Source organism: Flavobacterium sp. xlx-214 (assembly GCF_013874595.1).
Taxonomy (GTDB): Bacteria; Bacteroidota; Bacteroidia; order Flavobacteriales; family Flavobacteriaceae; genus Flavobacterium.
Genome location: NZ_CP059431.1, coordinates 1,064,990 through 1,091,872 on the forward strand (window position 1 = coordinate 1,064,990; position 26,883 = coordinate 1,091,872).

Consider the following 26,883-nt stretch of genomic DNA (forward strand, 5'->3'; position numbering starts at 1 on the left):
TTATGGAAAAAATAGAAGATCCTAAAAAGAAACAAGTAAGTACAAACAAGAAGTTTTTACGCTTGTTTTGGAAACTGTTTGGAGGTGGTGTTGTTTTTGTTATTTTGATTTTTGCTTTTGCAAATTGGGGAATATTTGGGGCAATGCCTAGTTTTGATGAATTAGAAAATCCAGAATCTAGCGTTGCAACCGAAATTATATCGGCCGATGGAAAAACCTTAGGTAAGTTTTACTTAGAAAACCGTGTGCCTATTAAGTTTGAAGAGTTGCCGCAACATTTGGTAGATGCTTTAATTGCTACCGAAGATGAGCGTTTTTACTCGCACTCTGGTATTGATGCTCGTGGTACTATGCGTGCTGTTTTTAGCGCAGGTTCAAGTGGTGGGGCAAGTACCATTACCCAACAGTTGGCAAAAAACTTGTTTCATGGTAGTTCTGGCTCTAGCAACAAACTGTTTCGAGTTATTCAAAAGATAAAAGAATGGATTATTGCAGTGAAATTAGAGCGCCAATATACCAAAAACGAAATCATTGCGTATTACTTAAATACGGTTGATTTTGTAAGTAATGCTTACGGTATTCGCTCTGCTGCCAATATTTATTTTAACAAAGAACCTAAAAACTTAACGGTAGAAGAAGCGGCTGTTTTGATAGGTATGTTACAAGGACCATCGCGTTACAACCCACGTTTCAATGTAGAGCGTTCTCAAAACAGAAGAAACATTGTGTTGGCGCAAATGGCCAAAAACAATAAAATTACCGAAGCTGAAAAAGAGAAATATCAAGCAAAGCCATTAAAAATAAATTATACGCCAGAAACGCACACCAAAGGATACGCAACTTATTTTAGAGAGTATTTACGTGATTATATGCGCAAATGGGTAAAAGAAAATCCTAAAAAGGATGGATCTTCTTATGATATTTACCGCGATGGTTTGCGTATTTATACTACCATTGATTCCCGCATGCAAGAGTATGCCGAAGAAGCGGTTGAGATGCACTTGTCTAATTTACAGAAAGAGTTTTTTATTCAATCAAAAGGTAATAAAAATGCTCCTTTTATTCAAATTAATCAGGCTGAAACCAAGAAAATCATCGATCGTGCTATGCGAAATTCAGAACGTTGGCGCCAAATGAGTTCTCAAGGGAAATCAGAAGAAGATATTATTAAATCGTTTGATGTAAAAACAAAAATGGCCATTTTTACATGGAAAGGAGAAAAGGATACCTTAATGACACCTAAAGATTCTATTGTGTATTACAAGCACTTTTTACAATCAGGTATGATGTCTATGGAGCCTATTACCGGAAATGTAAAAGCATGGGTTGGTGGTATTGATTACAAACATTTTCAGTACGATCACGTGGCACAAGGGGCGCGCCAAGTAGGTTCTACCTTTAAGCCGTTTGTGTACGCAACAGCAATTGATCAATTAGGAATGAGTCCTTGTGATTATATTTACGATGGACCGTTTACCATGCCTAAAGGTCGTTACGGAATTCAACAACCATGGTCGCCTAAAAACTCGGCAGGTAAGTATTACGGTTCTGTAACCATGAAATATGCTTTGGCGCAATCGTTAAATACAGTTACGGCTCGTTTAATGGATCGTGTTGGTCCAAAAGCAGTTATTGATTTATGCCGCGATTTAGGTGTAAAGTCAGACATTCCTGCATCGCCAGCTATTGCATTAGGAGCTGTTGAAATTACCGTGAGCGATATGGTGGCTGCTTACAGTACATTTGCCAACCAAGGAGTTTATGTAAAACCGCGTTTCATTAATAAAATTACCGATAAAAACGGAGTAGTTTTATTTGAATCAAAGGTTGAAACGCGCGATGTAATGAATAAAGATATTGCTTACGCTATTGTTAAGTTGTTAGAAGGCGTTACCGAAGGAGGTTCTGGTGGACGTTTACGTTATACTGGCGGAGGCGGAGCTGGTTATCATAGAATGACAGGATATCCATACGCATTTAAAAACCCAATTGCTGGTAAAACAGGTACAACACAAAACAATTCTGATGGATGGTTTATTGGTATGGTGCCTAATTTAGTAACAGGTGTTTGGGTTGGTAATGAAGACAGAGCAGCGCATTTTAAATCAACCGTTTACGGACAAGGTGCTACCATGGCATTGCCAATTTGGGGTATCTTTATGAAAAAATGTTATGCCGATAAAACATTGTTTGTTTCGGATGAAGATTTTGAACGCCCAGCAAACATGAGTGTTTTGGTAGATTGTTGGAAACGTGTTTCAAACGATTCTGTTATGGGCGGAGGCTCAAATCATGAGGGTAGCGGTAAAAAAGACAGTTTGTCGCCACCAAAGCAAAGTATCATAAGAGAATTTGACTTTTAATATTAACTCCAACAGCGTTTAAAACGCTGTTGGAGTTAAAAAAATTAATTTTTATTTCCCATACTTTGATAAACTACATCAAAACGTCCCTCTCGGATTTCTGCTTTCTTATTTTGTGAATCAACAGCATCAAACCAAAATGTACCAGATATAATATTCTTCTCTTTATCTAATTTACTTATGTAAAGTTCCCCTACGTTACTTGTAGTAGTATAATACCTTTCATCAGCAATACTTCCATCTCCTATTACATAAAACATAGCGAATTTTCCACTTTCTTGTTCTTTTATTGTATATTTAGTATTCTCTTCTAATATAGTATTAGAATTAGTTGTTATATAAACTGCTTGTGTTCCAATATGGCCCCCTTCTGTTATATTTTGTCGAAATAACAAAACAAAAGCGCCTTGATCATACCCACAATGAGGGTTTTTCTCTGACCATTCATCACCTTCTGCCACAACTGCCACTCCATTCAATAAACAACCAGCAGTATTTGCTCCTATTTGTGTAGTAGGTGGTAGTTTTTCTATTTCGGTAGAATTAAGTGTTGGTTGTAGAATCTCATCATCTTTTTTACAACTGATAAGCGCAACTGTCAACAACAAGAATAAAATACTTTTCTTCATAATTATCATTTTTGGAAACAAAAATATATCACGTTTTTAATTTATTTTTCAAATATATAGAATATTATTTTTTAGGATAGAGAATTTTTTGAAATACTAATGTTAGCGTGAGCGTCAATTCCTACCTTATCAAAGAAAACATTTTTTCTTTTAAACTTTAATACTACGGCTTGAATAACCAAGTCGTTTTTTTTTATATTTTTATACCATCAACAATCTAAAAGAATTATGATTAACAAAAAGGTTGCCAACGCACAAGAAGCGTTACACGATGTGCAAGATAATCAAACCATTATGGTGGGAGGTTTTGGATTAAGTGGAATACCCGAAAATTCAATTGCCGAATTGGTTCGTAAAAACGTTACAGGTTTAACTTGTATTTCAAATAATGCCGGGGTAGATGACTTTGGCTTAGGGTTATTATTGCAAAAAAAGCAAGTTAAAAAAATGATTGCCTCTTATGTAGGTGAAAACGCTGAGTTTGAACGCCAGATGTTAAGTGGCGAGTTAGATGTAGAGCTTACGCCACAAGGTACATTGGCAGAGAAATGCCGTGCTGCCCAAGCGGGAATTCCTGCTTTTTTTACACCTGCTGGCTATGGAACTGAAGTAGCCGAAGGAAAAGAAACACGTGAGTTTAACGGCAAAATGTACGTAATGGAAGAAGCTTATAAAGCCGATTTTGCTATTGTAAAAGCATGGAAAGGTGATGAAGCAGGCAATTTAATTTTCCGTGGTACAGCTCGTAATTTTAATGCAAATATGGCAGGTGCTGGTAAAATTACCATTGCAGAAGTAGAAGAATTGGTTCCTGTAGGCGCATTAGATCCTAATCAAATTCACATTCCAGGAATTTTTGTGAAACGTATTTTTCAAGGTGAGAATTACGAGAAAAGAATTGAACAACGAACGGTACGTAAAAAAGATTAATTATGGCTTTAGATAAAATTGGCATTGCAAAACGCATTGCTCAAGAATTGCAAGACGGATATTATGTGAATTTAGGAATAGGAATACCAACTTTGGTTGCTAATTATGTTCCAAATGGTATGAATGTAGAATTTCAATCAGAAAATGGTGTGTTAGGCATGGGACCTTTCCCTTTTGAAGGAGAAGAAGATCCAGATGTTATTAACGCAGGTAAACAAACCATTACTATGTTGCCAGGAGCTGTTTTGTTTGATTCAGCAATGAGCTTTGGTATGATTCGTTCACAACATGTAGATCTAACTATTTTAGGCGCAATGGAAGTTTCAGAAAACGGTGATATTGCCAACTGGAAAATTCCTGGTAAAATGGTAAAAGGTATGGGTGGTGCTATGGATTTAGTTGCATCGGCAGAAAACATTATTGTTGCCATGATGCACGTAAACAAAGCAGGCGAATCTAAAATTTTAAAAAACTGTACCCTGCCATTAACAGGTGTTGGTTGTGTTAAAAAAGTGGTTACTGAATTAGCTGTGATGGAAGTAACACCAAACGGTTTTAAATTATTAGAACGTGCGCCAGGAGTTTCGGTAGAAGATATCATAAAAGCTACAGAAGCTACTTTGATTATTGAAGGCGATGTTCCTGAAATGACTCTTTAAAACAAAATTGCTATGGAAAATAAAGAAGTAGAAAATCAACCAAAAATGGAACCGCATGAAGTAAACAGCGGGCAAGTACCTTTTGTAATACGCTTAACTTGTGTATTGCTTAGTATTATTGCTATTGTTTATATTGCTATTGTAGGTAAAGCGGTCTTGGTACCTTTGGTAATGGGGTTTTTAATAGCAATGTTGCTATTGCCGTTGTCTAATTTTCAAGAGCGCAAATTAAAATTTCCTAGAATTGTATCTTCTCTAGTTTCGCCAATATTATTTACTTTGGTGGTCTTAGGTGTGTTTTATTTTATAGGCACACAAATGGCTCAGTTCACAGAAGATTTACCCGAATTTAAACAACAAATGGAACATTTGTTTCACGAAATACAAGTGTTTGTTTACAATAAATTTGGTGTGTCTGAACAAGAGCAATTGCAATACATAACCAAAAATGCAGGCGAAGTATTAAAAAAAGGTTCTGGTGTAGTTGGTACTGCCGTTAGTTCGGTAACATCAATGTTAGCATCATCTATGTTTGTGTTTTTAGGTATTTTCTTTTTTCTTTTATACCGTAGCCATTTAGTAAAATTCATTATTTGGTGTTTTCCTCCTAAAGATCAGTCAAAAGTAAAAGATGTTGTATCAGAAATTCAAAGCATCATCAAACAATATATTTTTGGATTAATGATACAAGTAGTGGCGGTATCTGTACTAATGTTCATTGCTTATTCTATCATCGGAATCAAATATGCAGTATTGTTTGCTGTACTTTGCGGCGTGCTTAACTTAATACCTTACATTGGAATTTTTACGGCAACTGTTTTAGCTGCAGTGGTAACATTAGCAACAGGCGAGCCAATACAAGCTTTATGGGTAATTGTTGCGGTTGTTGTAGTGAATTCTATTGACGGAAACATTATTACACCTAAAATCATTGGTTCTAAAGTATCCTTAAACTCTTTTGTAGTACTTTTTGGTATTGTAATAGCAGAGTCTATTTGGGGTGTTGCAGGTATGTTCTTAGCAATACCTATTTTAGCCATATTCAAAATTATATTTGATAATGTAGAAGGTATGCGCCCGTACGGATTTGTGTTAGGAGAAGACAGCGCGCCAACGCCTTTGTTTGAGAAGTATTACAACAAATATATTTATAGAATAAAACCAAAAGATGCCGATTTACCTAGAGCTTTGCAAACCGAAGAGCAAAACCATCAAGAAGGTGAAAAGGACAAAAATGAAACCGAATAAATTAAAAAAGAGATTGTAACTGAACAATCTCTTTTTTGGTTTTTATTACTTTTGTAAAAAATACAATCAATGGAGTTTGCAAAAGTCATTTTAAAACAAGGAAAAGAAAAATCAATATTACGTAAACATCCTTGGGTGTTTAGCGGTGCTGTTTATGGTGTAAGTGAAGATTTACAAGACGGGCAAATGGTTGATGTAACCGATTATAACAACAATCATTTAGGAACAGGTTTTTTTAGTGATAGAGGAAGTATTGTTGTGCGTTTAGTAGCTTTTGGTAATGAAGCTTACAACGAGCATTTTTGGGAGAAAAGATTGCAAGCCGCTTGGCAATTACGCATGAATTTGTTTTCACTTGATACTACCAATGCTTTTCGATTAATTCATGGAGAAGGAGATGGTATTCCAGGTTTGATTATTGATTACTACAACAAAAATTTCGTTGTTCAGGCGCATTCATCGGGTATCTATTTTAAAATGGACGAAATAGCGCAGGCTATTCAAAAAATATTTCCAGATAATTGTGAAACTATTTATTGCAAAAGTTCGCAAACATTGCCTAAAACAGGCACCGATTATCATTTGTTTGGAACCAATACCGAAACCATTGCTAAGGAAAACAATATTTTATTTCATGTAAATTGGGTCGAAGGTCAAAAAACAGGTTTCTTTTTAGATCAGTGCATCAATCGTGAACTGTTAAAGTATTATTCAAAAGATAAAAAAGTACTTAACACGTTTTGTTACACAGGCGGTTTTTCTGTGTATGCCATGAGTGCGGGTGCGCAATTGGTAACATCGGTTGATATTTCTGAAAAAGCGGTAAAATTAGCTGCCGAAAATATGGAGTTAAATTTTCCTGCTAGTAATCACCAAGCAATTGCTTCAGATGTTTTTGATTTTTTAAAGGAAAACAAAAATTTATATGATGTTATTGTTTTAGATCCGCCTGCTTTTGCTAAAAATATTAAGAGTAAACACACTGCAACCCAAGCTTACAAAAGATTGAATATTGCAGGTTTAAAAACCATAACCCAAGGCGGTATTTTGTTTACTTTTTCATGCTCGCAAGTTATTGATGATGTTTTGTTTTACAATACCATTGCAGCTGCTGCAATAGAATCGGGTAGAAAAGTGCGTGTGTTGCATAAATTATCACAAGGACCCGATCATCCTGTAAATATGTTTCATCCCGAAGGGTCTTACTTAAAAGGCTTGGTTTTATATATTGAAGAATAATGGCAGTGTTTTACGAACAAACTTACGAGAAAATTACTTCCATTGAGCGCGGTACTTATGAAGAATGTATTTTTAAAAATTGCGACTTTTCAGAAGCTTATTTAAACGGATATACTTTTGAGAATTGCACTTTTATTGATTGTAATTTAGCAAATGCCAATGTGCAAAACAGTATGTTTCAAAAGGTTTCTTTTGATCGATGTAAGTTATTAGGGATTCATTTTAATAAAGCGAATTTATTTTTGTTTGAAGTTTTTTTTGAAGAATGCCAATTGAATTTTTCATCGTTTAACAACTGCAACCTTAAAAATACTACATTTAATAGTTGTCAATTAGAAAGCGTTGATTTTAGTAACAGTGATTTGTCGGGTGTATACTTAAATAATTGCGATTTAAAAAATGCCGTTTTTGATGCTACTAACTTAGAAAAAGCCGATTTTACAACCGCTTATAATTTTGACATCAGCCCAGAGCACAACAAACTAAAACAAGCAAAATTTAGTTTAGAAGGTTTACCCGGACTTTTATCTTATTATAAAATTATTGTAAAATAACTTGCGTATTTAAAAAATATTGTTACATTTGATTAACAAATTAAAATAAATTGTATATGAAAAAATTAGTTTTATCAGCATTATTCGCTTCAAGTATGTTAGTAGTATCTTGTAATAAAAAAGAACCAGTTGTAGAAGAACAAACAACAACTGAAACAACTACAACTACGGATCCGGTTACTGAAACAGAAACTACAACTACTACAACAGAAACTACATTAGAAGTTCCAAAATTTAGTTCTCCAGAAGTACAAAAATATGCAGAGGAATATACTGCATTTGTAAAAGATCAAGTTGCTGCAGTAAAATCTGGGGATGCTGCAAAAGTAACAGAACTTCAAGCGAAAGCAGCTGAATGGGCTAAAAAAGGACAAGAAGCTATGGCAAAATTTACGCCAGAAGACACAAAATTATGGGCTGATTACTCTACAAAGTTAGGTGAACAACTTCAATCAGCTGCAACAGTAAAATAATATTAATTTTAAAAATTAATGAGAAGACAGAGCGAAAGCTCTGTCTTTTTTTTGCAACTGAATAGATGAAATAATTTGCCTATCCTAAACGGTTTGAGATTTGCGAAGCGTTGGGAAATCGAAAATAAAAATCAATTTATTTCAAACAAAATACTAGGTGCATAGCCGTGACTCGTTATAACCGTTAGTTATGCAAATTAAATTCAAAATTAAATAGATATACAAATGAACTTTTCAACACCACGTTTAATCATAACACCATTTACTGAAAATCATGCAAATGCTTTTTTAGATTTTTACAATAAGGATTTGGTTATGAAGTTCATTGGTAACGGTTGTTTTAATTGGACAAAAGAGCAGCTTTTATTTAAAATTCAAAAATTGTTTACAGATGAATTGTTTGGTATTCATGCAATACAACTTGCAGAATCAAAAGAAATAATTGGCGAGTTTTCGGTTTTTAAAATAGCTGAAGAAACAGATAAAGTAGAAATCGGTTACATTATAAATGATCAATATTGGAATAAAGGGTACGCAACAGATTTATTAAAAGGATTTTTAACTTCACAGCAAAATCAAAATACAATTAAAACTGTTATAGCGCGTGTAGATTCCGAAAACAAAGCATCAATACATATTTGCAAATCGTTAGGTTTTATACTTACAGATACAAAAGTTGTAAATGATAAAACCCAGATTACTTTAGAATATTATTTTTCTATGTAGTTATTACTAGAATAAATCAGTACTTTTTTATCTTAGATTATATTTGACAATTAACATTTATGAAAACTAAAAACTATTTCATCTTACTTTTCTGCCTGATAAATTGTTTTACAGCTCAAAGCCAGTTAAGAGTTTTTTACGATGGATCAGATCCAAGTGAAAACTATTTTGACATTTCCGATTTGGCATTAAAACACAATGAAAAAATAAAAGAAAAGTTATTTGATGGGTTAGCTGAAAGATACAAAGTTAGAATGTTAGTGCAACCGTCGTTTGATGTAAAATATATTTTTCAAATCGATGAAATTCTTAAAGATTATCAGTTAGAAAAATATGTGGTTCGTTTTCATAAATTAAACTCACGCATACATTCTTTAGAAGATTACAATAAAGTTAAAGTTAAAAAATATGAAGCTTCTATGTGTGAAGATGATATCTTGCTATTAACAGAAGCTTTTGCTGTGGTTGTAGATAAAACTAGATACGAGAAAAATAATATGGATGTTTATGATGGAACAAATTACTTATTGAGTGTTTGGGATTATTATGGTTGGAGAAGTGGAAATGTGATAACTCCGAGAGATGCAGAAATAAAGAGCCTAGTTGCTGTTGTAGAAAATTTAATAAAACAAACCCAAGCAAAACGAAATATAAAAATTTCCGATGCAGATAGAAATATACTTGATCAAATCATCAGTAAATCTCAAAAGCATTCCACTTCTACAGATTATGAACTCGTAAGTAGAATGATGAAAGTTATTGAAGACAACGAAAGTGAGTATTGTTCAAAATTAACTGATAATAATGCAGAATATGTAGGAAGTTCGCTTAACAATATAAAAAATACAGCAACTAAAAATTTAGCATATAATCAATTTAATAAACAAGAATTAAAAAAACTTATAGAATCTGTTTTAGAAGAGTTTATATCATTTAACACTTTTTCAGAAGAAGATAAACGGGGAATTATTTTTTCAGAATCGGATATTAAATTAGAAAAAGAAGAAAATATTAAAAACAATATTTTTCAACTTATTCTAAATGAGTTTGATTAACATTATAATAAAAAATCTATTCATTCAATATGTTTTGAAAAGCATCAAAAAATTTTGCCATATCAATACCATCTACTAAAGCATGATGTGCAAAAAGAGCAACATTGAATGTTTTTTTACCCTTTTTTTCAATCATTTTACCAATAGATACTTTTGGGCAACTATCTGGATAACTAAAACTACGTGCGTGTGATAGCGATGTAAAATTTACCCACGGAATGGCAGAAAAATGAATGATATTTTCGCCATAATCGTCTTTTGTAAGCAACGTATCGGTTTGTTTTACTCGATTAATTTCTTGCTGAAGAGCTTCGTTGAAAATCGCCAAATCATCGTGATAAATAACATGCGAAAAACCAAAGGTTTCATCTTCCTTCATTACCGTTGACGATGCATCAATACGATTGTGTTCAAAAACTTTTCCGTTATCAATTCGTAATTTAAAAGCAGGCAGTTGATTCATTGCTTTTAACGTTGCGTGTAAATAGTAAGTAGAGAATGAAATATTAAGCGCTTTTGCTTTTTTATAAGCTTGGGTAACATCAACTTCTACAGTAATACCATAAAAAGGTTCTTCCATTGCCGAGAAAAACTCAAAATGACTTTTACGTTTCCAAGTTTCTATGTTGATTTCTTTTTTCATAAATCTAATAATTCAATAATATCGCTTGCTTTTTCAGCAGTATAAAAATGGTTGTGAATAATTTCGTGATCAATGCGTTCGTGTGCCCAAGTGGTATGAAAAGGCACGTGAACAGCTGTCCCGCCAATGTTTAAAACAGGCAAAACATCCGATTTTAACGAATTACCAATCATTAAAAACTCGTGTGGTTCAACCTCTAAACGTTTTAATAGCTTTTCATAATCCAACTCTTCTTTTTCGCTCATTACTTCTATATGATGAAAAAAAGGTCCCAGACCACTTAAATGCAGTTTTCTGTGCTGATCTTTTAAATCGCCTTTGGTTGCAACTACTAATTTATAGTGCTGATGCAATTGTTGTAAGGTTTCTTCAATACCATCTAATAAAACAATAGGCTTTTGAAGCAATTCTTTTCCAATTTCAATAATTTTCTCCATTACTTTAGTCGAAACCGTATGGTTTGAAATAGAATAAGCCGTTTCAACCATCGATAAAATATAGCCTTTAATACCGTAGCCATAAAGCGGCAAGTTGGTTATTTGTGTTTGAAATAAAGCTTGCGATATACTTTGTTTTGATAAATAATCACTTAATAAAGCACAAAATTTTTCTTCGGCTTCATCAAAATAAGGTTCGTTCACAAATAAGGTGTCATCGGCATCAAAAGCAATTACTTTAAATTTTGTATTCATAGCTGTAAAATATATTTGCAAAGATACAAGTTAATGCTATTTAGTTGATATAAGTTAAAATGGAATGTTGGTAAAATGATTTTTTGTATATTTAAAATAAAAATTATGGCAAATATTGTAAAAGAAGAAATGAAGCAGCTAAACTATGAAGATGTTGCTGCTTTAGTAACAACAGGTGCTGCTGCGGGCATTGCAGTTACCAAAATTACAGGGCATTCTAAAACATTAGGTGCTGTTGCAGGTGTTGGTTTAAGTTTGTTGTTTTATGGAATTGTGAAGCGTTTTTAGCATGAAAGCATTTATGCTATTAAGTGCTTTTTGTTTAGGATTGATGACATTTTTCTTAAATAATCATAGTAAGAAAACACCCGAAACAAATGAGATTTTTATAGACAGCTTAACCATTGGAAATAAAGGTAAGAACATGGTTGATTTGAAGCATTTTTTAGATGCCGAAAGTTATGTTGAAATTAAATTTTTTAGCAAGAAAAAGAACCAGTGGATTCTAAAAAATAGTTACCGCTATGAAAAGGATTTTTTAATTTCATGCGATCCTGTATTAGAAGATTTAAACAACGATGGCTATTTAGATTTTACTTATAAGTCAGACGTTGCGGCAAGAGGCGCCAATGAAGTGCGTAGGTTGTTTTTGTATAATAAAAAGACGGATGAACTGGTTTCTATGAAAAACTCAAACGAGTTTCCTAATTTAATGTACAACAAAAAACTAAAATGCCTTACTTCGCAAATGTTTCATGGTGGATCAACAACCGTTTTTCTTAAAATAGAGAAAGACAGCTTGCGTATGTTTGCTTCGGTTGATAATTCTGATGAGCAAGTAATAACCACGTACGATACTAAAGGAAATCCAACAGAAATTGGTCGAAAACCGATTGATCCAGATGAAATTTATGATCGATACGACAATTTCAATCCTGTAGAATAAGCAAATAATTTAGCACTAGCCTATTTAACATATTAAGTTTCTATAACTTTTTACTATTTTAGCACTTACAACTAAAACGATCTAATTTGGAAAATTCGTCACAAGACAACACTTTAAAGCGTGGTTTGTCTAATAGGCATATACAATTAATTGCTTTAGGAGGTGCTATTGGTACAGGTTTATTCTTAGGAATTGGACCTGCTGCTGTTTTGGCTGGACCTTCGGTAATATTTGGTTACGCATTTGCAGGTATCATTGCTTTTTTTATTATGCGCCAATTGGGTGAAATGGTGGTTGAAGAGCCTGTTTCGGGATCTTTCTCGCATTTTGCTTATAAATATTGGGGCTCTTTTGCAGGATATTCTTCAGGATGGAACTACTGGATTTTATATATTTTAGTTTCGATGTCTGAATTAACCGCTATTGGAATTTACGTACAATATTGGTGGCCCGATATTCCTTTATGGGCATCAAGCACCTTTTTCTTTCTTGCCATAACCGCTTTAAACTTAGGTTCGGTAAAATTATTTGGCGAAGCCGAATTTTGGTTTTCCATCATAAAAGTAGTAGCAATTGTTGCAATGATTGTTTTTGGAACCTACTTATTAGTTACAGGAACAGGTGGCGAGCAAGCAAGCATCAGTAATTTAACCAATAACGGAGGTTTCTTCCCCAAAGGATGGTTTGAGAAAACAGCCGATGGTTACCAAGGATTGCTCTCTGTAATGGCCATTATTATGTTTTCGTTTGGAGGTTTAGAACTAATTGGAATTACTGCTGCTGAAGCCGAAAATCCAGAAAAAAACATTCCTAAAGCAACCAATCAGGTTATTTATAGAATCTTAATTTTTTATGTAGGGGCGTTGATTATCTTATTTTCATTATCGCCTTGGGAAACCATAACTACCAAAACAAGTCCGTTTGTAACCGTATTTGATAATTTAAAAGGCATGCATTTTAATTTGTTTGGCGCTGATGTTTCGGCAACCAACTTAATTGCCAATGCCTTAAACTTAATTGTACTTACTGCGGCTTTATCGGTTTATAATTCGTCGGTTTATAGTAACAGTCGTATGTTGTATGGTTTGGCAGAGCAGGGTAATGCGCCTAAGTTTTTAATGCATTTAAACAAAAGTGCTGTACCTACGCGTGCTATTATCGTGTCGAGTTGTTTTGCGGGCTTATGTATCATCATTAATAAATTTGTACCCGAAGAAGCATTTAAAATATTAATGTCGTTGGTGGTTTCATGTTTAATCATCAATTGGATCATGATTTCTTATACACATCTCAAATTTCGAAAAGCAAAAGATGCCGAGGCTGTAAAAACCAAGTTTCCATCATTTTTATTTCCGTTGTCAAACTATATTTGTATTGCATTTTTACTGGCTATTTTAGTTATTATGAGCATTACAGGTATGCATGTATCAGTTATCTTAATTCCTATTTGGTTAATCATACTGTTTATTACTTATAAACTTGTACAAAAGAATAAAGAGCAAAAATTAATGTAAATTAAGGAGTTGAAAATGTGTTTTTAGTACATTTGAAAAGATTAAAATTTAAAGATATGAACGTAATTCACGAACAATACGAAAACAAAGGTGCTTTTGTAGCGCAAGAAGATGGAAAGAATGCGGGCGAAATGACGTATTCTAAAGCCGGTGATAAAATGATCATTATTGATCATACCGAAGTAGATCCTGCATTTGGTGGAAAAGGTGTTGGTAAAAAAATGGTATTAGCAGCTGTTGATTTTGCAAGAGAACATCATATTAAAATTTTACCTCTATGTCCGTTTGCTAAAGCCGCTTTTGATAAAGATGAAAGCATTCAAGATGTACTTTAAAACCATATAAATAAACGAAAGCAGTTCTTAGGAGCTGCTTTTTTTGTTTAAAACCTTTATATTTATCAAAACTATCATTATGAAAAAATATCTAATACTATTCCTAACTATAAGTGTTTTTTACAGTTGTAAACAAGAAAAGCAAACGGAGAAATCAATAGAGAAAACCTCATCATCAACATTAAAACTAGAACTTGCCGAAGCTCAAAAAATCATTGCACTGCCTTTGCATTGTTTAGAGGTTGAATATCCCAATAAGTTAGGACAAGTTTTAAAATCATCAGATGAATTAAAGTCGCCTAAAGAGTTGCGACCTATCTTTTATGGTTGTTTCGATTGGCATTCATCTGCACACGGATATTGGTCAGTTGTAAAGTTATGGAAACAGTTTCCTGAATTGAACAACGATGGTAAAATAGAAGCGCTGTTAACCCGCGTTCTTACTCCTGAGAATGTTGCTGTTGAAGCCGCTTTCTTCAATCAAGAGCACAACAAAAACTTTGAGCGAACCTATGGATGGGCATGGTTTTTTAAATTACAAGAAGAATTATATACTTGGAAGGATAACCCGAAAGCGCAGCAATGGTACCAAACCTTAAAGCCTTTGGAAACTATTTTTTCGGAAAGATATCTAACCTATTTGCCTAAATTGAACTATCCCATTAGAACCGGAACGCATGATAATACCGCTTTTGGTATGGCGTTGAGTTTAGAATATGCCGAAACCGTTGGGAATACCCAACTAAAAGATGCTATTGTAGCTAAAGCAAAGGAATTGTTTATGAAAGATGTTAATTGCCCTATTACCTACGAGCCAAGCGGACACGATTTTCTTTCGCCTTGTTTGCAAGAAGCTTGGTTAATGAGTAAAGTTTTAGATACTAAGGATTATAAAACCTGGTTAAACGCTTTTTTACCGCAATTGTTTGATCAAAACTTTGATTTAGAAATAGGAAAGGTTTCCGATAGAACCGATGGGCATTTGGTACATTTAGATGGATTGAACTTTAGTCGAGCTACTTGTTTGTTTCAAATTGCCAAAAAGTTACCAGAGCTACATCATTTAAAACCTGTTGCCGAAAAGCATTTTAACGCCGCTTTTCCTAACATCTCAAACGATGATTATATGGGAAGCCATTGGTTAGGAAGTTTTGCTTTGCAAGCTTTGGATGCGCAGTAAGTTTTTTGTATAGAATTAGATATATTTATTGATGAAAACACTTTTAATATTATTACTATCAACAGCTTCATTTGCTCAGCAAACCTTTTCTGTAAAAGATCGAAGTACGGATGTTCCAATTGCTTACACTTTTATTTACAATGAAGATAAAACCTTTAAAATTAATGCAGAAAGTGATGGAACTTTTCAAGTTCCAGATGATTATCTAAATGATATTTTTACATTTGAATCTGTGGGTTATGAATTAAAGCATTCAAAATTAGAAACGACAATTATTTTTTTAGAAGAAAGTTCTAATTTGCTTGACGAGTTAGTTATTATTCCAAAGTTGAATACTAAAGAAATTATGGTAGGTAATAAAATAATCAAAAAGTATTCAGATTTTGTTTTTGCTGAAGAGAATCCTTTTTCTGTAATGATCTTTGGAATAAAATGTAATGTAAATAAAGATGCTTATTCAAATGTGAAGAAAATTCATCTTAAAACAAAGTCAAATATTAATGATGCTAAATTTGAAATTAGAATTTATGGAGCTGGAGATGATGGAAAACCGTCAGATTTACTTCATTATGAACCTATCTATGGAATCGCAAAAAAAGGAGTATCAACAACTATAGTTGATGTTCATGAACTTAATATTCAAATACCATCTGATGATTTTTTTGTTTTTTATAAACCACTCTATATTGAAAAAAATAGTTATATGTTGAAAGAACATGGTATTGAAAAAAAATATTACTATCCAAACATATTAATGAGTAGTGTTGATAGTAGTTTTATGTGGATGGGAATAAAAACGAAGAATGAACAGTTTTGGGATTCATATCATCTTAAAGAAGATGGAGAGTATTTAAATTATCAAATAGAAGTGTTTTTAACCAATTAAAAACGCTAATCATTTAGTTTACTTTTTTTTATATCTATATTTATTGTTATTCTATGTCTTCGCTAACGTCTTGATAGTATGGGTTTTCTGCTGTCATCCCGACAAAGGAGGGATCTATATGTTGTCATTTAAAAAGTTCCAATTTGGATTAAAAAGTTCAATTAATTCAATCTTCTTTTCTCTTCTCCATCCTTTTAATTGTTTTTCGCGGGCAATCGCTTGAGAGATATCTTGAAAATGTTCAAAATATATTAAATAGAAACATTTGTATTTTGAAGTGAAACTATTGGTTTGATTGTTTATATGACTGTACAATCGCTGTTTTAGATCGTTTGTTACTCCAATATACAATACCTTTTTTGACTTATTCGTCAAAATATAAACATAGTAATTATGTGAACCAAGCAACTTATTCATATACATCCTTATCAGTATAAATATAAAGAGATTTTTCGACTTCACTTTGTTTCGCTCAAAATGACAGCACTTGATTTGCTTTTCTGTTGTCATCCCGAGAAAGGAGGGATCTAATCGAAACAATGTTTAGAAAAAAAACAATTTGTTTGATTGTTTTATGACTGTACAAATGCTGTATTCGTAAGAATATAAATATAAAAGATTTTTCGACTTCACTTCGTTTCGCTCAAAATGACAACAAAAAAACGCAAACCATTTGGTTTGCGTTTTTATATATAATGTAATATTATCCTATGGTTGCACCGTTGTAAACGCCTGCTTTGTCTGGGTTTACAAATACTAATTTACCTTCTTTGGTTTCGGTTAGTAAAAGCATGCCTTCGCTATTTACGCCACGTAAAGCTCTTGGTGCTAAGTTTACTAAAACGGTAACTTGTTTGCCAATAACTTCTTCTGGTGTAAAATGCTCTGCAATACCAGAAACTATTGTGCGTACATCAATACCAGTATCTACCTTTAATACCAATAACTTGTTTGCTTTTGGCATTTTTTCGGCTTCAATAATGGTTCCTACGCGTAAATCAATCTTAGCAAAATCTTCAAATTGTGTTAATTCTTTCTGAGGTTCGGCTTGTTTTGCTTCTGCTGCGTTTGCTATTTTGGTTGCTTCCAATTTATCGATTTGTTTTTGTATTTCTTCGTCTTCAATCTTAGCGAATAATAATTCTGCCTGACCAATTTGGTGCCCTGCTGGAATTAAATCAGATGTTTCTGAAATACGATTCCAAGCAATTGGTTCTGCAATATTCAGCATGTTTTTCAATTTAGTTGCCGAAAAAGGTAAAAACGGTTCTGCCAAGGTTGATAATGCTGCTGCAATTTGCAACGCTACATACATTTGTGTTTTTACACGCTCTTCATCGGTTTTAATTAATTTCCAAGGCTCTTCATCAGCTAAATATTTGTTTCCTAAACGCGCTACGTTCATTAATTCGCCTAATGCTTCACGGAAACGGTAACGCTCAATAGAGCTTTCTATCACCGCAGGATATGCTTTTAATTCGGCTAATGTTTGTTCGTCAACTTCGGTTAATGCGTTGGGTGTAGGAATAACTCCGTTGTAATATTTGTTTGATAAAACCACCACACGATTGATAAAATTTCCGAAAATAGCAACCAATTCGTTGTTGTTTCTTGCTTGAAAATCTTTCCAAGTAAAATCGTTATCTTTTGTTTCAGGTGCGTTTGATGTTAAAACGTAACGCAACACATCTTGCTTTTCTGGAAAATCAATTAAATATTCATTCAACCAAACCGCCCAGTTTTTAGAGGTTGATAATTTGTTTCCTTCTAAATTTAAGAACTCGTTTGCAGGTACGTTATCAGGTAAAATATAACTTCCTTCGGCTTTTAACATAGCAGGGAAAATCACACAGTGAAACACAATATTGTCTTTTCCTATAAAGTGAACCAACTTGGTGTCTTCATCTTTCCAATAAGGCTGCCAATCTTTACCTACGCGCGCTGCCCATTCTTTGGTTGATGAAATGTAGCCAATAGGCGCATCAAACCAAACGTATAGTTTTTTACCTTCGGCACCTTCAACAGGCACATCAATTCCCCAGTCTAAATCTCGAGTTACCGCACGAGGTTTTAAACCATCGTCTAACCACGATTTTACTTGACCAAATACGTTTGGTTTCCAATCGTTTTTATGTCCTTCAATAATCCATTCACGTAAAAATGCATCGTACTGGTCTAAAGGTAAAAACCAATGTTTTGTTGATTTTAAAACCGGCGTAGAACCTGTAATGGTTGATTTTGGATTGATTAAATCGGTAGCGTTTAATGATGTTCCACATTTTTCACATTGATCGCCATAAGCACCTTCGCTGTTGCATTTAGGACAAGTTCCTGTAACAAAACGATCGGCTAGAAATTGATCGGCTTCGGCATCGTATAATTGCTCTGTAGTTTCCTCGATAAATTTCCCATCATCGTATAACTTTCTAAAGAACTCAGATGCAGTATCGTGATGAATTTTAGCAGAAGTACGCGAGTAATTATCAAATGAAATACCAAATTCATTAAATGAATCGCTGATTATTTTGTTGTATTTATCAATCACTTCTTGTGGAGAAATGCCTTCTTTTTTGGCTTTCATAGAAATAGCCACTCCGTGCTCGTCAGAACCACAGATAAAAGCTACGTCTTTATTTTGCTGACGTAAAAAGCGTGTGTAAATATCGGCAGGCACGTAAACACCAGCCAAATGTCCAATATGTATAGGTCCGTTTGTGTACGGCAAAGCTGCTGTAACGGTATATCTTTTAGGATTTTGAATCATACTATCTCGTTTTCAAGCTACAAAAATAGTGAAAAACACACAGAGTTTAAAAAAGGAGTGTTCAATTAAAATTCAGCTTCTCTTATTTTTGCTCTAAAATGTCCTTTTGCTGCCACAATAATTGTATCACTTCTTTTATCGATATATTGTGATTTAAAATTTATGAATCCGTAAATACTGTCATTTAAATTATATTTTGCTTTATCTAAAATAAGGTTTTGATAAAGTGTTTTATGTTGAGGCTTTTTATCATTGTAGCTTAGCATATCCGAGAATTTATAATACCTTGATGAGTAAGAATCTTTTTTTATTATTAAATTAATCCCGCTACCTGAGTAACCATCTGCGGTGCCTATAGAAATAATTAATGAGTCATTCCCTTTTTTAAATGCATCAGCTTTATTTCTTACTGAATAATAATGCTCGGTTGCTTCAACATCTTTCCCATAATTAAAATGTACATTGCTTGATTTTTTGGCATTAGGTATTACCTCATCTAAGAAGTTGTACGTTTCAGGTAAAGTATTTAAAAATTTAAAAGCAGTATCCTTTTTGATAGTTGGATCAATCTTAAATGTTTTATCAATTGCTAAGTCTTCTCGATTCATAATTGTCTTGCCTTTGCTACAAGAGAGAATGCAAAATGTTATTATTGCAATTAGTAAGAACTTGTTTTTCATTTTAAAGTGATTAATTAAAAAATGCAAAAACCTGCAAGGTTTTTAAAACCTTGCAGGTTGGTATCTTAAAGAAATGTATTTAAAGATAAATTATGGTAATGGTTGCCCAACCGAAATATCACAACGGTGACCTGGTTGTCCGTGTGCTGGGTTTGGTTTTCCTTGCATACCTGGAGCAGTTTCTTGTTTAGGCATTGCTTGCTGTGGTGCAGCTTGTTGTTGCGCAGGTGCCTGAGCAGAACCACCACCTAAGAAACCACCTTGATTTGCTGGTGCTGCAGAAGATGTTTGTTGTTGTGCTCCTTGCCCTGGAGGCGAGTTTAATGGTGCGCCTACTGCAATATCACAACGGTGACCTGGTTGTCCGTGAGGAGGATTCATACCTTGGGCAGTTGTTGCAGCTCCATGATCATTTCCTTCTGGTCCGTGGTTGTGCCCTTCATGTCCTTCACCTGGTGCATGGTTGTGTCCCGCATGAGGATCAGCTGCTGTAGCTCCTGTTTCGGTAGTTGTTGTTGTTTCAGTAGTAGTTTCAGTAGTTTCAGCCTTTGTATCTTTACAAGAAACAAGTCCTAAACCAGCAAATAATGCTATAATTGTTAATTTTTTCATGATTATATTACTTAATGAAAAACAAATATACACATTTCGTTTAAAAAAACGCACGCAACTGTATACTTCCCGTATGAATGGTTTTTGAGGTTTCACTTGTACGCCCTTGATAGCTAATATTAGCATCTAAATACTTGGTTAAATTGCGCTGAAAAAGCAAACGCCATGTTAGGTTTTTACCTGGCTGCAAGCCTTCTAACATTTGATAAGCTACGGCTGATAAAGGGTTTCCTTTAAAGTTGTTTTGATACAAAGAAAATTCGCCGTTTAAGGTAAATTTTTGCGAAGTACTCCAATTAAAAATGGTTCCTATGCGATGTTGCTGAAGCGATTCTAAATCGCCTTGCGTGTTTTCTTTGTTTTGCCATTCGTAAAATAGCTCAATGCGCGCATTTTGAGAAAATAAATAACCTATTTTAGGGTTTAATCCAACATTGTTTAGCAAATAATTTTTAGAACCGTAGTTTTCAGAAATACTAGTTACTTTATCGGTTTTGGCTGTAAATTGTGCTAACCACCATTTGTTTAATAAGTGTTGAAATTGTAATTGATGTGTGGTTATTTTATTATCTAAACTGCCATAATTCATTAAGTTTTTAGCTCTATTATTAATCAACGAATAAATGGTGGTGTACTTTTGCTTTCCTCTGTTGAAATAAATCGAATTTCGGATATTAGCATTTTCGGCAACTAATTCATCACCTGATGATCCAAACGGATTTAGAGCAATGTTATTTCCATCACGCAAAATACTTCGATCAATAATAAAAGACGATTGTATATGAAACTGACTCGTAAATTTCTTAAAACCTGTTTCGTTTTGCCATGTACCAAAGTTAAAGTTGAATACTTGCGTAAGCTTTGTTTGATGCGTTTTTACAAAGTTTTGGTTAGGCAAATACATGCGTACATAGGTTGCCAAATCTGGGTAAGGTGCCACTTCAAATTCTTCTAACTCTTGTACGCCATTACCATTATAATCGTTCCACATATGTGTTCCTAAACCTGCATCAACTTTAATATAGGTAAACTCTTGTTGCGCTACCGATCCCGATGAGGTTTCATAAATGGTGTTGGTTTGTATTAGGTTTTTAAAATAACGATCGTTGTACGTAATGCGCGAATTTAATGTAGGTTCAACCAAACCTGTTTCCATATATTTTAAACGACGGTAATTTGCGTAGATGGATAAATCGCTGGTTTGTGTTTTAAACAATTGCGATTTTACATAAACAGCATGTGATGTTGCTACTTTGCTTAAAATATTATTTTGTAAACTATCGTTAACACGGTATTTATAACCCAATTCTACATAGGTTTTTAATGTATCACCACGACCAATGAAAGCATCTATTTCTGTATACTTTTGCGATAACGATTGATATTGTTGTGTGGTAGCATCTTTTACCTGATAGTTTTCTAAGTCAAGACGTGCACCCGCCCAATTTTTGTTTTTTTGATAGATGGCTTGCGATTTACTTCTGGCAAAATTGGTGTCATAAGCAGATCCCTTTGCTGTTAAGAAGCTGGTGTTGGTAGTAAAATTAAAATCTTTTACTTGATACGTTCCTGATAAGGTTTGTTTGTGCCCCAAGTAACTATCGCTGTATTCTAAGCGACTGTATTGATACGTGAAAAAGCTTTGACTATTAGGTGCTATTTTTGTGCCTACATTTAGCAAAGATTGATTGCCAAAGGTGTTGGCAACATTCCAATCGCGGTCAAATTCAATAGAATACAAGCGTTCAATGGTTTTAAAATGCTGACTTACCCATTGAAAGTTTCCAAAAACATCTAACTTCCATTTTTTGTCAATGATTCTATGGGTACCATTTAAGGATGCTGCTACTCCTTTGTTATCGGCATCATCAATCGGCGAAAACAAATTTTCATCATTATTGCTAAATCCTATTTCAAAATCAAAAGCCGTATTTTCTTTAGGTTTGTAGCTACCCAAAGCAGTAACCAATGTTAAGCGGGTAGGAGCAATAAGTTGAATTAAAGGCTCATAATCGCCTTGTTTTATACCTTCTAAAGGTTCTGTAAATTGATAAATTTTACCAATAGTACTGGCATTGCTTAATTTGTAATTTCCATTGTTTGGCCCAACATACGTAAACGAAACCATGTACAATGTATCGGTTGGGTTGTTTGAATATTGATAGTATTCATACCCATTTAAAGTTGCTTTTTTATACAACGTTTTGTTTTCTGAATAGGTGTCAAGATAAGCCGATGGCGCCAACATTAACGCTGTACTATCACCCGCTTGCTTTAAAATTTCAACTTGTTCTTTGTTGAGGTTTTGTTGTAAAGGCTGATTTTTAATATCGGTTTCAGTATACACATAACCTGCTACATTCCATTTTTCTCTTTCGTGTTTAATGCCACCATATCCTAAGAAACGCGAATAATTTCGGTCGGTATATTGGTATTCAATTACAATGCGCATTTCTGATGTAATAGGAAATAAAGTGGTAAACCGAATTTCGCCTGAATTATAATCAATTACATAATCGTTTTGTTCGCCACGAGTTAATTTTCTACCGTTTACGTAAACCGATTCTGATCCTGAAATAATTAAAATATATAATTGATTGCTGCTGCCTTTTAATTTGTACGGACCTTGATTGCCTTCTTGTCCTACAAATTCACTTTTAGCATATTGCCCGCGCACTAAAGCGGCAGCGGTTTCTACGGTTGTTTTAGCATGGTCGGGGCCAAATTTCATAGTGCCCGAAATTCCTTGTACTTTTTTGTTGAAATTAAGGAATTTGGACGATCTGTTTTCTAAAAATAAATCTCCTGCTTTGATACTCCAATTGGTTGAGAAAAGTTCCATGAAAATTTGATCAAACTCATCCATTTTTTGTGAATAGCCACCATTTTGCAAAGGTACATTGCTGTCTTGTAAAGAAGCTCTTATTTGAATATTATCGCTTAAATTACCAACAATTTGCAAATCAAGATTTGAGTTGGTTACTAGGTTTTGATTGTTTCCTACCGTAATTCCTCTGGAAATACTTCCATTGGTGTTCAATCCTTCAAAAGGGGTAAAAGTACTGGCTTTTTTTTCGGGTACTTTAAAAATATAAGCACCTTCTTTATTAGGTACAATACGTTTGGTATCATACAAAGCGTATGTTTGGGTTAAAAAGTTGGGGTATTTTAAATATGCTACATTCAAAGTGTCCTTTACAGGTTGCTTAAAAGTTAGGGTAGCTTGGGTGTAATCAACATTGTAAAAAGCAGTGTTAATAGTATCGCCTTTTGTGTTGGTAAGTACAAAATAACTTTTGTTTAAAGAAGTGCTATCTAAAACAATGGTTTGTGTCAAAGAATCGGTTATAATTTGTTTTGTTTGATACAAAGAGTTTATTTCCTGTGCATTTACAGCAGTAAAAAACAGCAGACAAAATATAAAATAAACCAATTGTTTCATATATCTATAACTCGCAAAAACCAAAAGTAGTGTATTTAGGCTTGATTTTTTTAAGAGATACTTGTTTTTTAATACATTTGATAAAAAAGAGTCATGAAAAAAGGATTTTTGTTTTTGCTATGTATAATGGCAACAGCATGCTCAAAACAAACAAAAGAACAGCAAGTTACTGAAGAAAAGAAAGGGTTTAACTTAGAAAAAGTAAGTTTTAAAGAAGACCCGTTGCAGTTTTTAAAAGGGAAAATTGATAGCACCCAAAATGTAGATACCGATTTTATTAAGAAAGGATATTCTGAAAACTTTGATTACCCCAATGGATATAAATACGAGCCTTGGAACGGAAATGAATCATTGTACGGCAAAGCCTATTACAGCACCGAAAATGATAGTATGGCGTATTACAAAGGTGTTTATTTTAACAGAGTTGCTTTTTTAACACGCAACAACAACGTGGTAGCAGTTCTTGCGTATGGTAAAGTGCCTAAAGAAGAACTATACACAAATCTTAAAAATCAGTTGCAAGATGAGTTTGGTGAACCAAGTTTTTCTCCGCAAACAGATCAGGATGTTTTTTATGAGTTCTCTGCAGGCGATAGATACGTACAAATGGATTATTCTACTGGAAGTGAAGTAACAGTATCATCTGATGCGCCTATGAAAACCGAAACGTATTATACCATTAAAATGCTTGTTTTTAATAAAGATGCTGCCGACGAAATTAAAAAGATACAAGATGCTAATTATAAAAAAACAGGCGATTATAAAATACTACCTGGCGATTTTCAGTTGTATAAACAAGATCCTAGAAGTAATATTTTAATGATGAGCGAAATTTTCGACAAAACCTACAATCCATAAAGCAAACGCTGTTTGTGTATCAACAAACGGTGTTTGCTTATTGACAAGCCTTGTTTGCGTATCAACAAACGTTGCTTGCGTCTCAACAAACGCTGCTTGCGTCTCAACAAACGTTGTTTGTGTAGCAACAAATTCCGCTTGCGTCTCAACAAACGTTGTTTTTATAATGTTTTGTACGAAACTTTTGTATATTTAGGTTGGTTAAATAATAATGTTAGCTATAATTTTAAAAAGACAACATGTAATGGAATATAATCCTTTTGAAACAGATTTTGACAAATTAAAATTTAGTGATTTAGAAAGTTTAATTACTAAAGAAATTGGAGAAGGTTGGTACATAGAATACAAAAGCATTATTCCAAAGACGAATGGAAAACTAGATAATATAAAAATTTCTAAATCTATATCATCATTTGCCAATACAAAAGGTGGTTGGATTTTTTGGGGAATTACATGTGATAGTAGTAATAAACCTGTTTCACTTGAAGGAATAGATATCACTGAATATAGAAACTTTGAAGACCAAATTTCCCAAATAATTAATTCCAATATAAGCCCTAAGCCATTTTATCATTTAAAAGTAATTGATGTAGAAAATGGTAATGTTATTATTGTCTTTTGTATTGAAGAAAGTCCCACACCGCCATATATTACAAGTCAAGGCGTAATATATCAAAGAGAAAATAACGAATCAAAGCCAATTAAAGATCGATACATTATTGAAAAACTAAACGAAAAAACAAACAATTATTATAAGTCAATTGAAAGGTTTAGCAAATTTAATTTACCTGAAACTAAAGGACAAGCCAACTGGAATCAAACTTATTTAGAACTTTATCTTTTTCCACTTCCTTTTAACGAATTTAAATTTAAAAATTTTTACTCTTCTGATTTTTTTAAAAATGTAGCTGTTAGATTTTATCAAAATACGCAATTCGCTTTTAACTCCGAAGAAGAAAAGTCTGTAAGCTTGAACTTAGGATTTAATAGTATTTATAGTTCAGAACGCTCAATTATTATTAGACCAATAAGTGACAGCAATTTAATTTATAAATCCACTACTGTCGAACTATTTGATAATGGAAATCTGAAATTTTTAATTCCTTTACATGAATTTAAAACGGATAATATTCCAGCACATTATGAAAATTCAAACACTATAGAATACTTACTTAATAAATATAGTCCATATGATACATTTTATGATTTTGATAATATGGAAATGGATAAAAAAACTTTACGTAGAGTAGATACTGATTTTGTCAATCATGTCAAATTTATTGATGGGCATGAACTCATATTAACAATTATGATAATAGTTACTAAATATAAATCTATACTTGAAGATAATGATTTTGATTTTAAGAATGAAATTGGATTTAGAACAAAAATAAGTGATTGTTGGAGAAAATTTGTTTTCTTCGATAATGAGGATTATCTAGAAAAATTAAAGCTTTACAATATTCCCTTGTCTCCAAAATCAGAAATTGAAATACCTGAATTTAAAAATGGTAATTATTATGTAATTGACCTTTCAGAAAATTATTCTTTTATACATATTGCAAGAAATATAATGGAAGGTATTGGTCTTCCCGATTCGCAAACTATCAAATATTATGAAATAATAAATAAAGCGTTTGAGAGGTATTTTAAAATTAAAAACTCTAACGATGTAAGTTAACATGTTAACAATGAAGTTTGTGTAATTGAAGGGTTTTCGTTAAAAATAAAACTTTCATCTTTAAAACCATAAAAAAAGGCTTGATTAAATTCAAGCCTTTTTTTTAAAAAGTATATCCTAATTTAACACCTGCTTTAAAAACAAAATTGTCAAAATATTGGTTGTCCACATCGCCTTTGCCTTTAACTTCCCATTTCCAGTTAAAACCAACCGATGGATCAATGCTTAGGTTTTTAGTTAATTGAATTTTGTAACCTACATTAGGGTTAAAAATACTCCAATAACTATATTTCCCTTCAAAAGGTTGTCCGTTTACAGTATCGTCAAACTTAATTTCACCATGCGTTAAAAAGTTTTCTGCATAAAAACCTTCGCGCATTCCTTTCTTAAAATAGCTTCTGGTTCCTAATTCAACCACAAAGCCAGTTCCGGTAGTTTTTAAATGTTTTTCATCCAATTTTAATTCGCCGTAGCCTACATTTAAAATCCACGATTCTAAATGTACATCAGGTGTTCCGCCTTTGTTAAACTCAAAACTAAGTCCGTATTGGGTTGGCTCAGAAAAATTGTAGTTGGCAGATAATGTAATAACATCTTTTTGATTTTCTTGTGCAAAAGCAGTTGCAGAGACAAGTCCTAATAAATAAATAAATTTTTTCATGAGTTTGATTGTTTTTAGATTTGATTGGTGCAAGCCAAAAAACATACCAAAAATTATGTTAAAATGTGTTTTTTGTAGATTAAAAACAAAAGTCACTCATATTGAGTGACTTA

General features: G+C 33.2%; 26 protein-coding genes. 17 read left to right on the forward strand and 9 right to left on the reverse strand.

Annotated features, from left to right (window positions below; all coding sequences use genetic code 11):
* Positions 1-2 precede the first annotated feature (2 nt).
* Positions 3-2,363, forward strand: a complete 2,361-nt coding sequence (locus H1R17_RS05040) for a penicillin-binding protein 1A (protein WP_163432716.1) — start codon at positions 3-5, stop codon at positions 2,361-2,363.
* 44 nt (positions 2,364-2,407) lie between these two features.
* On the opposite strand, the gene H1R17_RS05045 is transcribed toward H1R17_RS05040, so the two are convergent.
* Positions 2,408-2,992, reverse strand: coding sequence for a DUF6252 family protein (locus H1R17_RS05045; RefSeq protein WP_163432717.1), 585 nt, complete (start codon positions 2,990-2,992; stop codon positions 2,408-2,410).
* A 228-nt stretch (positions 2,993-3,220) separates the two neighbouring features.
* Here H1R17_RS05045 and H1R17_RS05050 point away from each other — a divergent pair, with 228 nt between their 5' ends.
* From H1R17_RS05050 to H1R17_RS05085, 8 genes are all read left to right on the forward strand, one after another.
* Positions 3,221-3,922, forward strand: coding sequence for a CoA transferase subunit A (locus H1R17_RS05050; protein ID WP_163432718.1), 702 nt, complete (start codon positions 3,221-3,223; stop codon positions 3,920-3,922).
* A 2-nt stretch (positions 3,923-3,924) separates the two neighbouring features.
* A complete protein-coding gene (locus H1R17_RS05055) occupies positions 3,925-4,581 on the forward strand; it encodes a CoA transferase subunit B (protein WP_163432719.1) in 657 nt (218 codons plus the stop codon).
* A 12-nt stretch (positions 4,582-4,593) separates the two neighbouring features.
* A complete protein-coding gene (locus H1R17_RS05060) occupies positions 4,594-5,829 on the forward strand; it encodes an AI-2E family transporter (protein WP_163432720.1) in 1,236 nt (411 codons plus the stop codon).
* Between the two features lie 69 nt (positions 5,830-5,898).
* Positions 5,899-7,068, forward strand: coding sequence for a class I SAM-dependent rRNA methyltransferase (locus H1R17_RS05065; RefSeq protein ID WP_163432721.1), 1,170 nt, complete (start codon positions 5,899-5,901; stop codon positions 7,066-7,068).
* Positions 7,068-7,622 (forward strand): pentapeptide repeat-containing protein, encoded by a 555-nt coding sequence (locus H1R17_RS05070; protein ID WP_163432722.1) that lies wholly within the window; start codon positions 7,068-7,070, stop codon positions 7,620-7,622. The genes H1R17_RS05065 and H1R17_RS05070 overlap by 1 nt, the downstream gene beginning before the upstream one ends.
* 56 nt (positions 7,623-7,678) lie before the next feature.
* Positions 7,679-8,095 carry a hypothetical protein gene (locus tag H1R17_RS05075; RefSeq protein WP_163432723.1) on the forward strand — a complete coding sequence of 139 codons (417 nt, stop codon included), beginning with the start codon at positions 7,679-7,681 and terminating at the stop codon, positions 8,093-8,095.
* A 225-nt stretch (positions 8,096-8,320) separates the two neighbouring features.
* Positions 8,321-8,821 (forward strand): GNAT family N-acetyltransferase, encoded by a 501-nt coding sequence (locus tag H1R17_RS05080; RefSeq protein WP_163432724.1) that lies wholly within the window; start codon positions 8,321-8,323, stop codon positions 8,819-8,821.
* Positions 8,822-8,880: 59 nt separating this feature from the next.
* Complete coding sequence (locus tag H1R17_RS05085) at positions 8,881-9,876, forward strand: hypothetical protein (protein WP_163432725.1); 996 nt, start codon at positions 8,881-8,883, stop codon at positions 9,874-9,876.
* 16 nt (positions 9,877-9,892) lie between these two features.
* Here H1R17_RS05085 and H1R17_RS05090 read toward each other — a convergent pair whose 3' ends face one another.
* On the reverse strand, positions 9,893-10,519 hold the full coding sequence (locus tag H1R17_RS05090) for a chloramphenicol acetyltransferase (protein ID WP_163432726.1): 627 nt from the start codon (positions 10,517-10,519) through the stop codon (positions 9,893-9,895).
* Complete coding sequence (locus H1R17_RS05095; protein ID WP_163432727.1) at positions 10,516-11,211, reverse strand: HAD family hydrolase; 696 nt, start codon at positions 11,209-11,211, stop codon at positions 10,516-10,518. Before H1R17_RS05095 ends, H1R17_RS05090 begins: the two co-directional genes overlap by 4 nt.
* 105 nt (positions 11,212-11,316) lie before the next feature.
* Between H1R17_RS05095 and H1R17_RS05100 the strand changes: the two genes are divergently transcribed.
* From H1R17_RS05100 to H1R17_RS05125, 6 genes are all read left to right on the forward strand, one after another.
* Positions 11,317-11,499: a hypothetical protein gene (locus H1R17_RS05100; protein ID WP_163432728.1), complete on the forward strand. Its 183-nt coding sequence runs from the start codon at positions 11,317-11,319 to the stop codon at positions 11,497-11,499.
* Between the two features lies 1 nt (position 11,500).
* Positions 11,501-12,157, forward strand: coding sequence for a hypothetical protein (locus H1R17_RS05105; RefSeq protein ID WP_163432729.1), 657 nt, complete (start codon positions 11,501-11,503; stop codon positions 12,155-12,157).
* A gap of 86 nt (positions 12,158-12,243) precedes the next feature.
* Positions 12,244-13,671 (forward strand): amino acid permease, encoded by a 1,428-nt coding sequence (locus tag H1R17_RS05110; protein ID WP_163432730.1) that lies wholly within the window; start codon positions 12,244-12,246, stop codon positions 13,669-13,671.
* Between the two features lie 56 nt (positions 13,672-13,727).
* Positions 13,728-14,006 carry a GNAT family N-acetyltransferase gene (locus H1R17_RS05115; RefSeq protein WP_163432731.1) on the forward strand — a complete coding sequence of 93 codons (279 nt, stop codon included), beginning with the start codon at positions 13,728-13,730 and terminating at the stop codon, positions 14,004-14,006.
* A 79-nt stretch (positions 14,007-14,085) separates the two neighbouring features.
* Positions 14,086-15,186, forward strand: a complete 1,101-nt coding sequence (locus tag H1R17_RS05120; RefSeq protein WP_163432732.1) for a DUF2891 domain-containing protein — start codon at positions 14,086-14,088, stop codon at positions 15,184-15,186.
* A 31-nt stretch (positions 15,187-15,217) separates the two neighbouring features.
* Positions 15,218-16,072 (forward strand): hypothetical protein, encoded by an 855-nt coding sequence (locus H1R17_RS05125; RefSeq protein WP_163432733.1) that lies wholly within the window; start codon positions 15,218-15,220, stop codon positions 16,070-16,072.
* Positions 16,073-16,186: 114 nt separating this feature from the next.
* On the opposite strand, the gene H1R17_RS05130 is transcribed toward H1R17_RS05125, so the two are convergent.
* The 5 genes from H1R17_RS05130 to H1R17_RS05150 all read right to left on the reverse strand — a co-directional run bounded on the left by H1R17_RS05130 (position 16,187) and on the right by H1R17_RS05150 (position 23,570).
* Positions 16,187-16,489 carry a GIY-YIG nuclease family protein gene (locus tag H1R17_RS05130; protein ID WP_163432734.1) on the reverse strand — a complete coding sequence of 101 codons (303 nt, stop codon included), beginning with the start codon at positions 16,487-16,489 and terminating at the stop codon, positions 16,187-16,189.
* A gap of 286 nt (positions 16,490-16,775) precedes the next feature.
* Positions 16,776-18,836: a methionine--tRNA ligase gene (metG, locus tag H1R17_RS05135; RefSeq protein ID WP_163432735.1), complete on the reverse strand. Its 2,061-nt coding sequence runs from the start codon at positions 18,834-18,836 to the stop codon at positions 16,776-16,778.
* Positions 18,837-18,901: 65 nt separating this feature from the next.
* Positions 18,902-19,516 (reverse strand): hypothetical protein, encoded by a 615-nt coding sequence (locus H1R17_RS05140; RefSeq protein WP_163432736.1) that lies wholly within the window; start codon positions 19,514-19,516, stop codon positions 18,902-18,904.
* A 90-nt stretch (positions 19,517-19,606) separates the two neighbouring features.
* Positions 19,607-20,128 (reverse strand): hypothetical protein, encoded by a 522-nt coding sequence (locus H1R17_RS05145; protein WP_163432737.1) that lies wholly within the window; start codon positions 20,126-20,128, stop codon positions 19,607-19,609.
* Between the two features lie 40 nt (positions 20,129-20,168).
* Positions 20,169-23,570, reverse strand: coding sequence for a hypothetical protein (locus H1R17_RS05150; RefSeq protein ID WP_163432738.1), 3,402 nt, complete (start codon positions 23,568-23,570; stop codon positions 20,169-20,171).
* A 93-nt stretch (positions 23,571-23,663) separates the two neighbouring features.
* Here H1R17_RS05150 and H1R17_RS05155 point away from each other — a divergent pair, with 93 nt between their 5' ends.
* Together H1R17_RS05155 and H1R17_RS05160 are read left to right on the forward strand one after the other, a co-directional pair.
* The gene (locus tag H1R17_RS05155; RefSeq protein ID WP_163432739.1) at positions 23,664-24,428 is read left to right on the forward strand and encodes a hypothetical protein; all 765 of its coding nucleotides are present in this window, start codon (positions 23,664-23,666) and stop codon (positions 24,426-24,428) included.
* Positions 24,429-24,672: 244 nt separating this feature from the next.
* Positions 24,673-26,109, forward strand: a complete 1,437-nt coding sequence (locus H1R17_RS05160; protein WP_163432740.1) for a helix-turn-helix domain-containing protein — start codon at positions 24,673-24,675, stop codon at positions 26,107-26,109.
* Between the two features lie 103 nt (positions 26,110-26,212).
* Here H1R17_RS05160 and H1R17_RS05165 read toward each other — a convergent pair whose 3' ends face one another.
* A complete protein-coding gene (locus H1R17_RS05165) occupies positions 26,213-26,770 on the reverse strand; it encodes an autotransporter outer membrane beta-barrel domain-containing protein (RefSeq protein WP_163432741.1) in 558 nt (185 codons plus the stop codon).
* Positions 26,771-26,883: the final 113 nt, after the last annotated feature.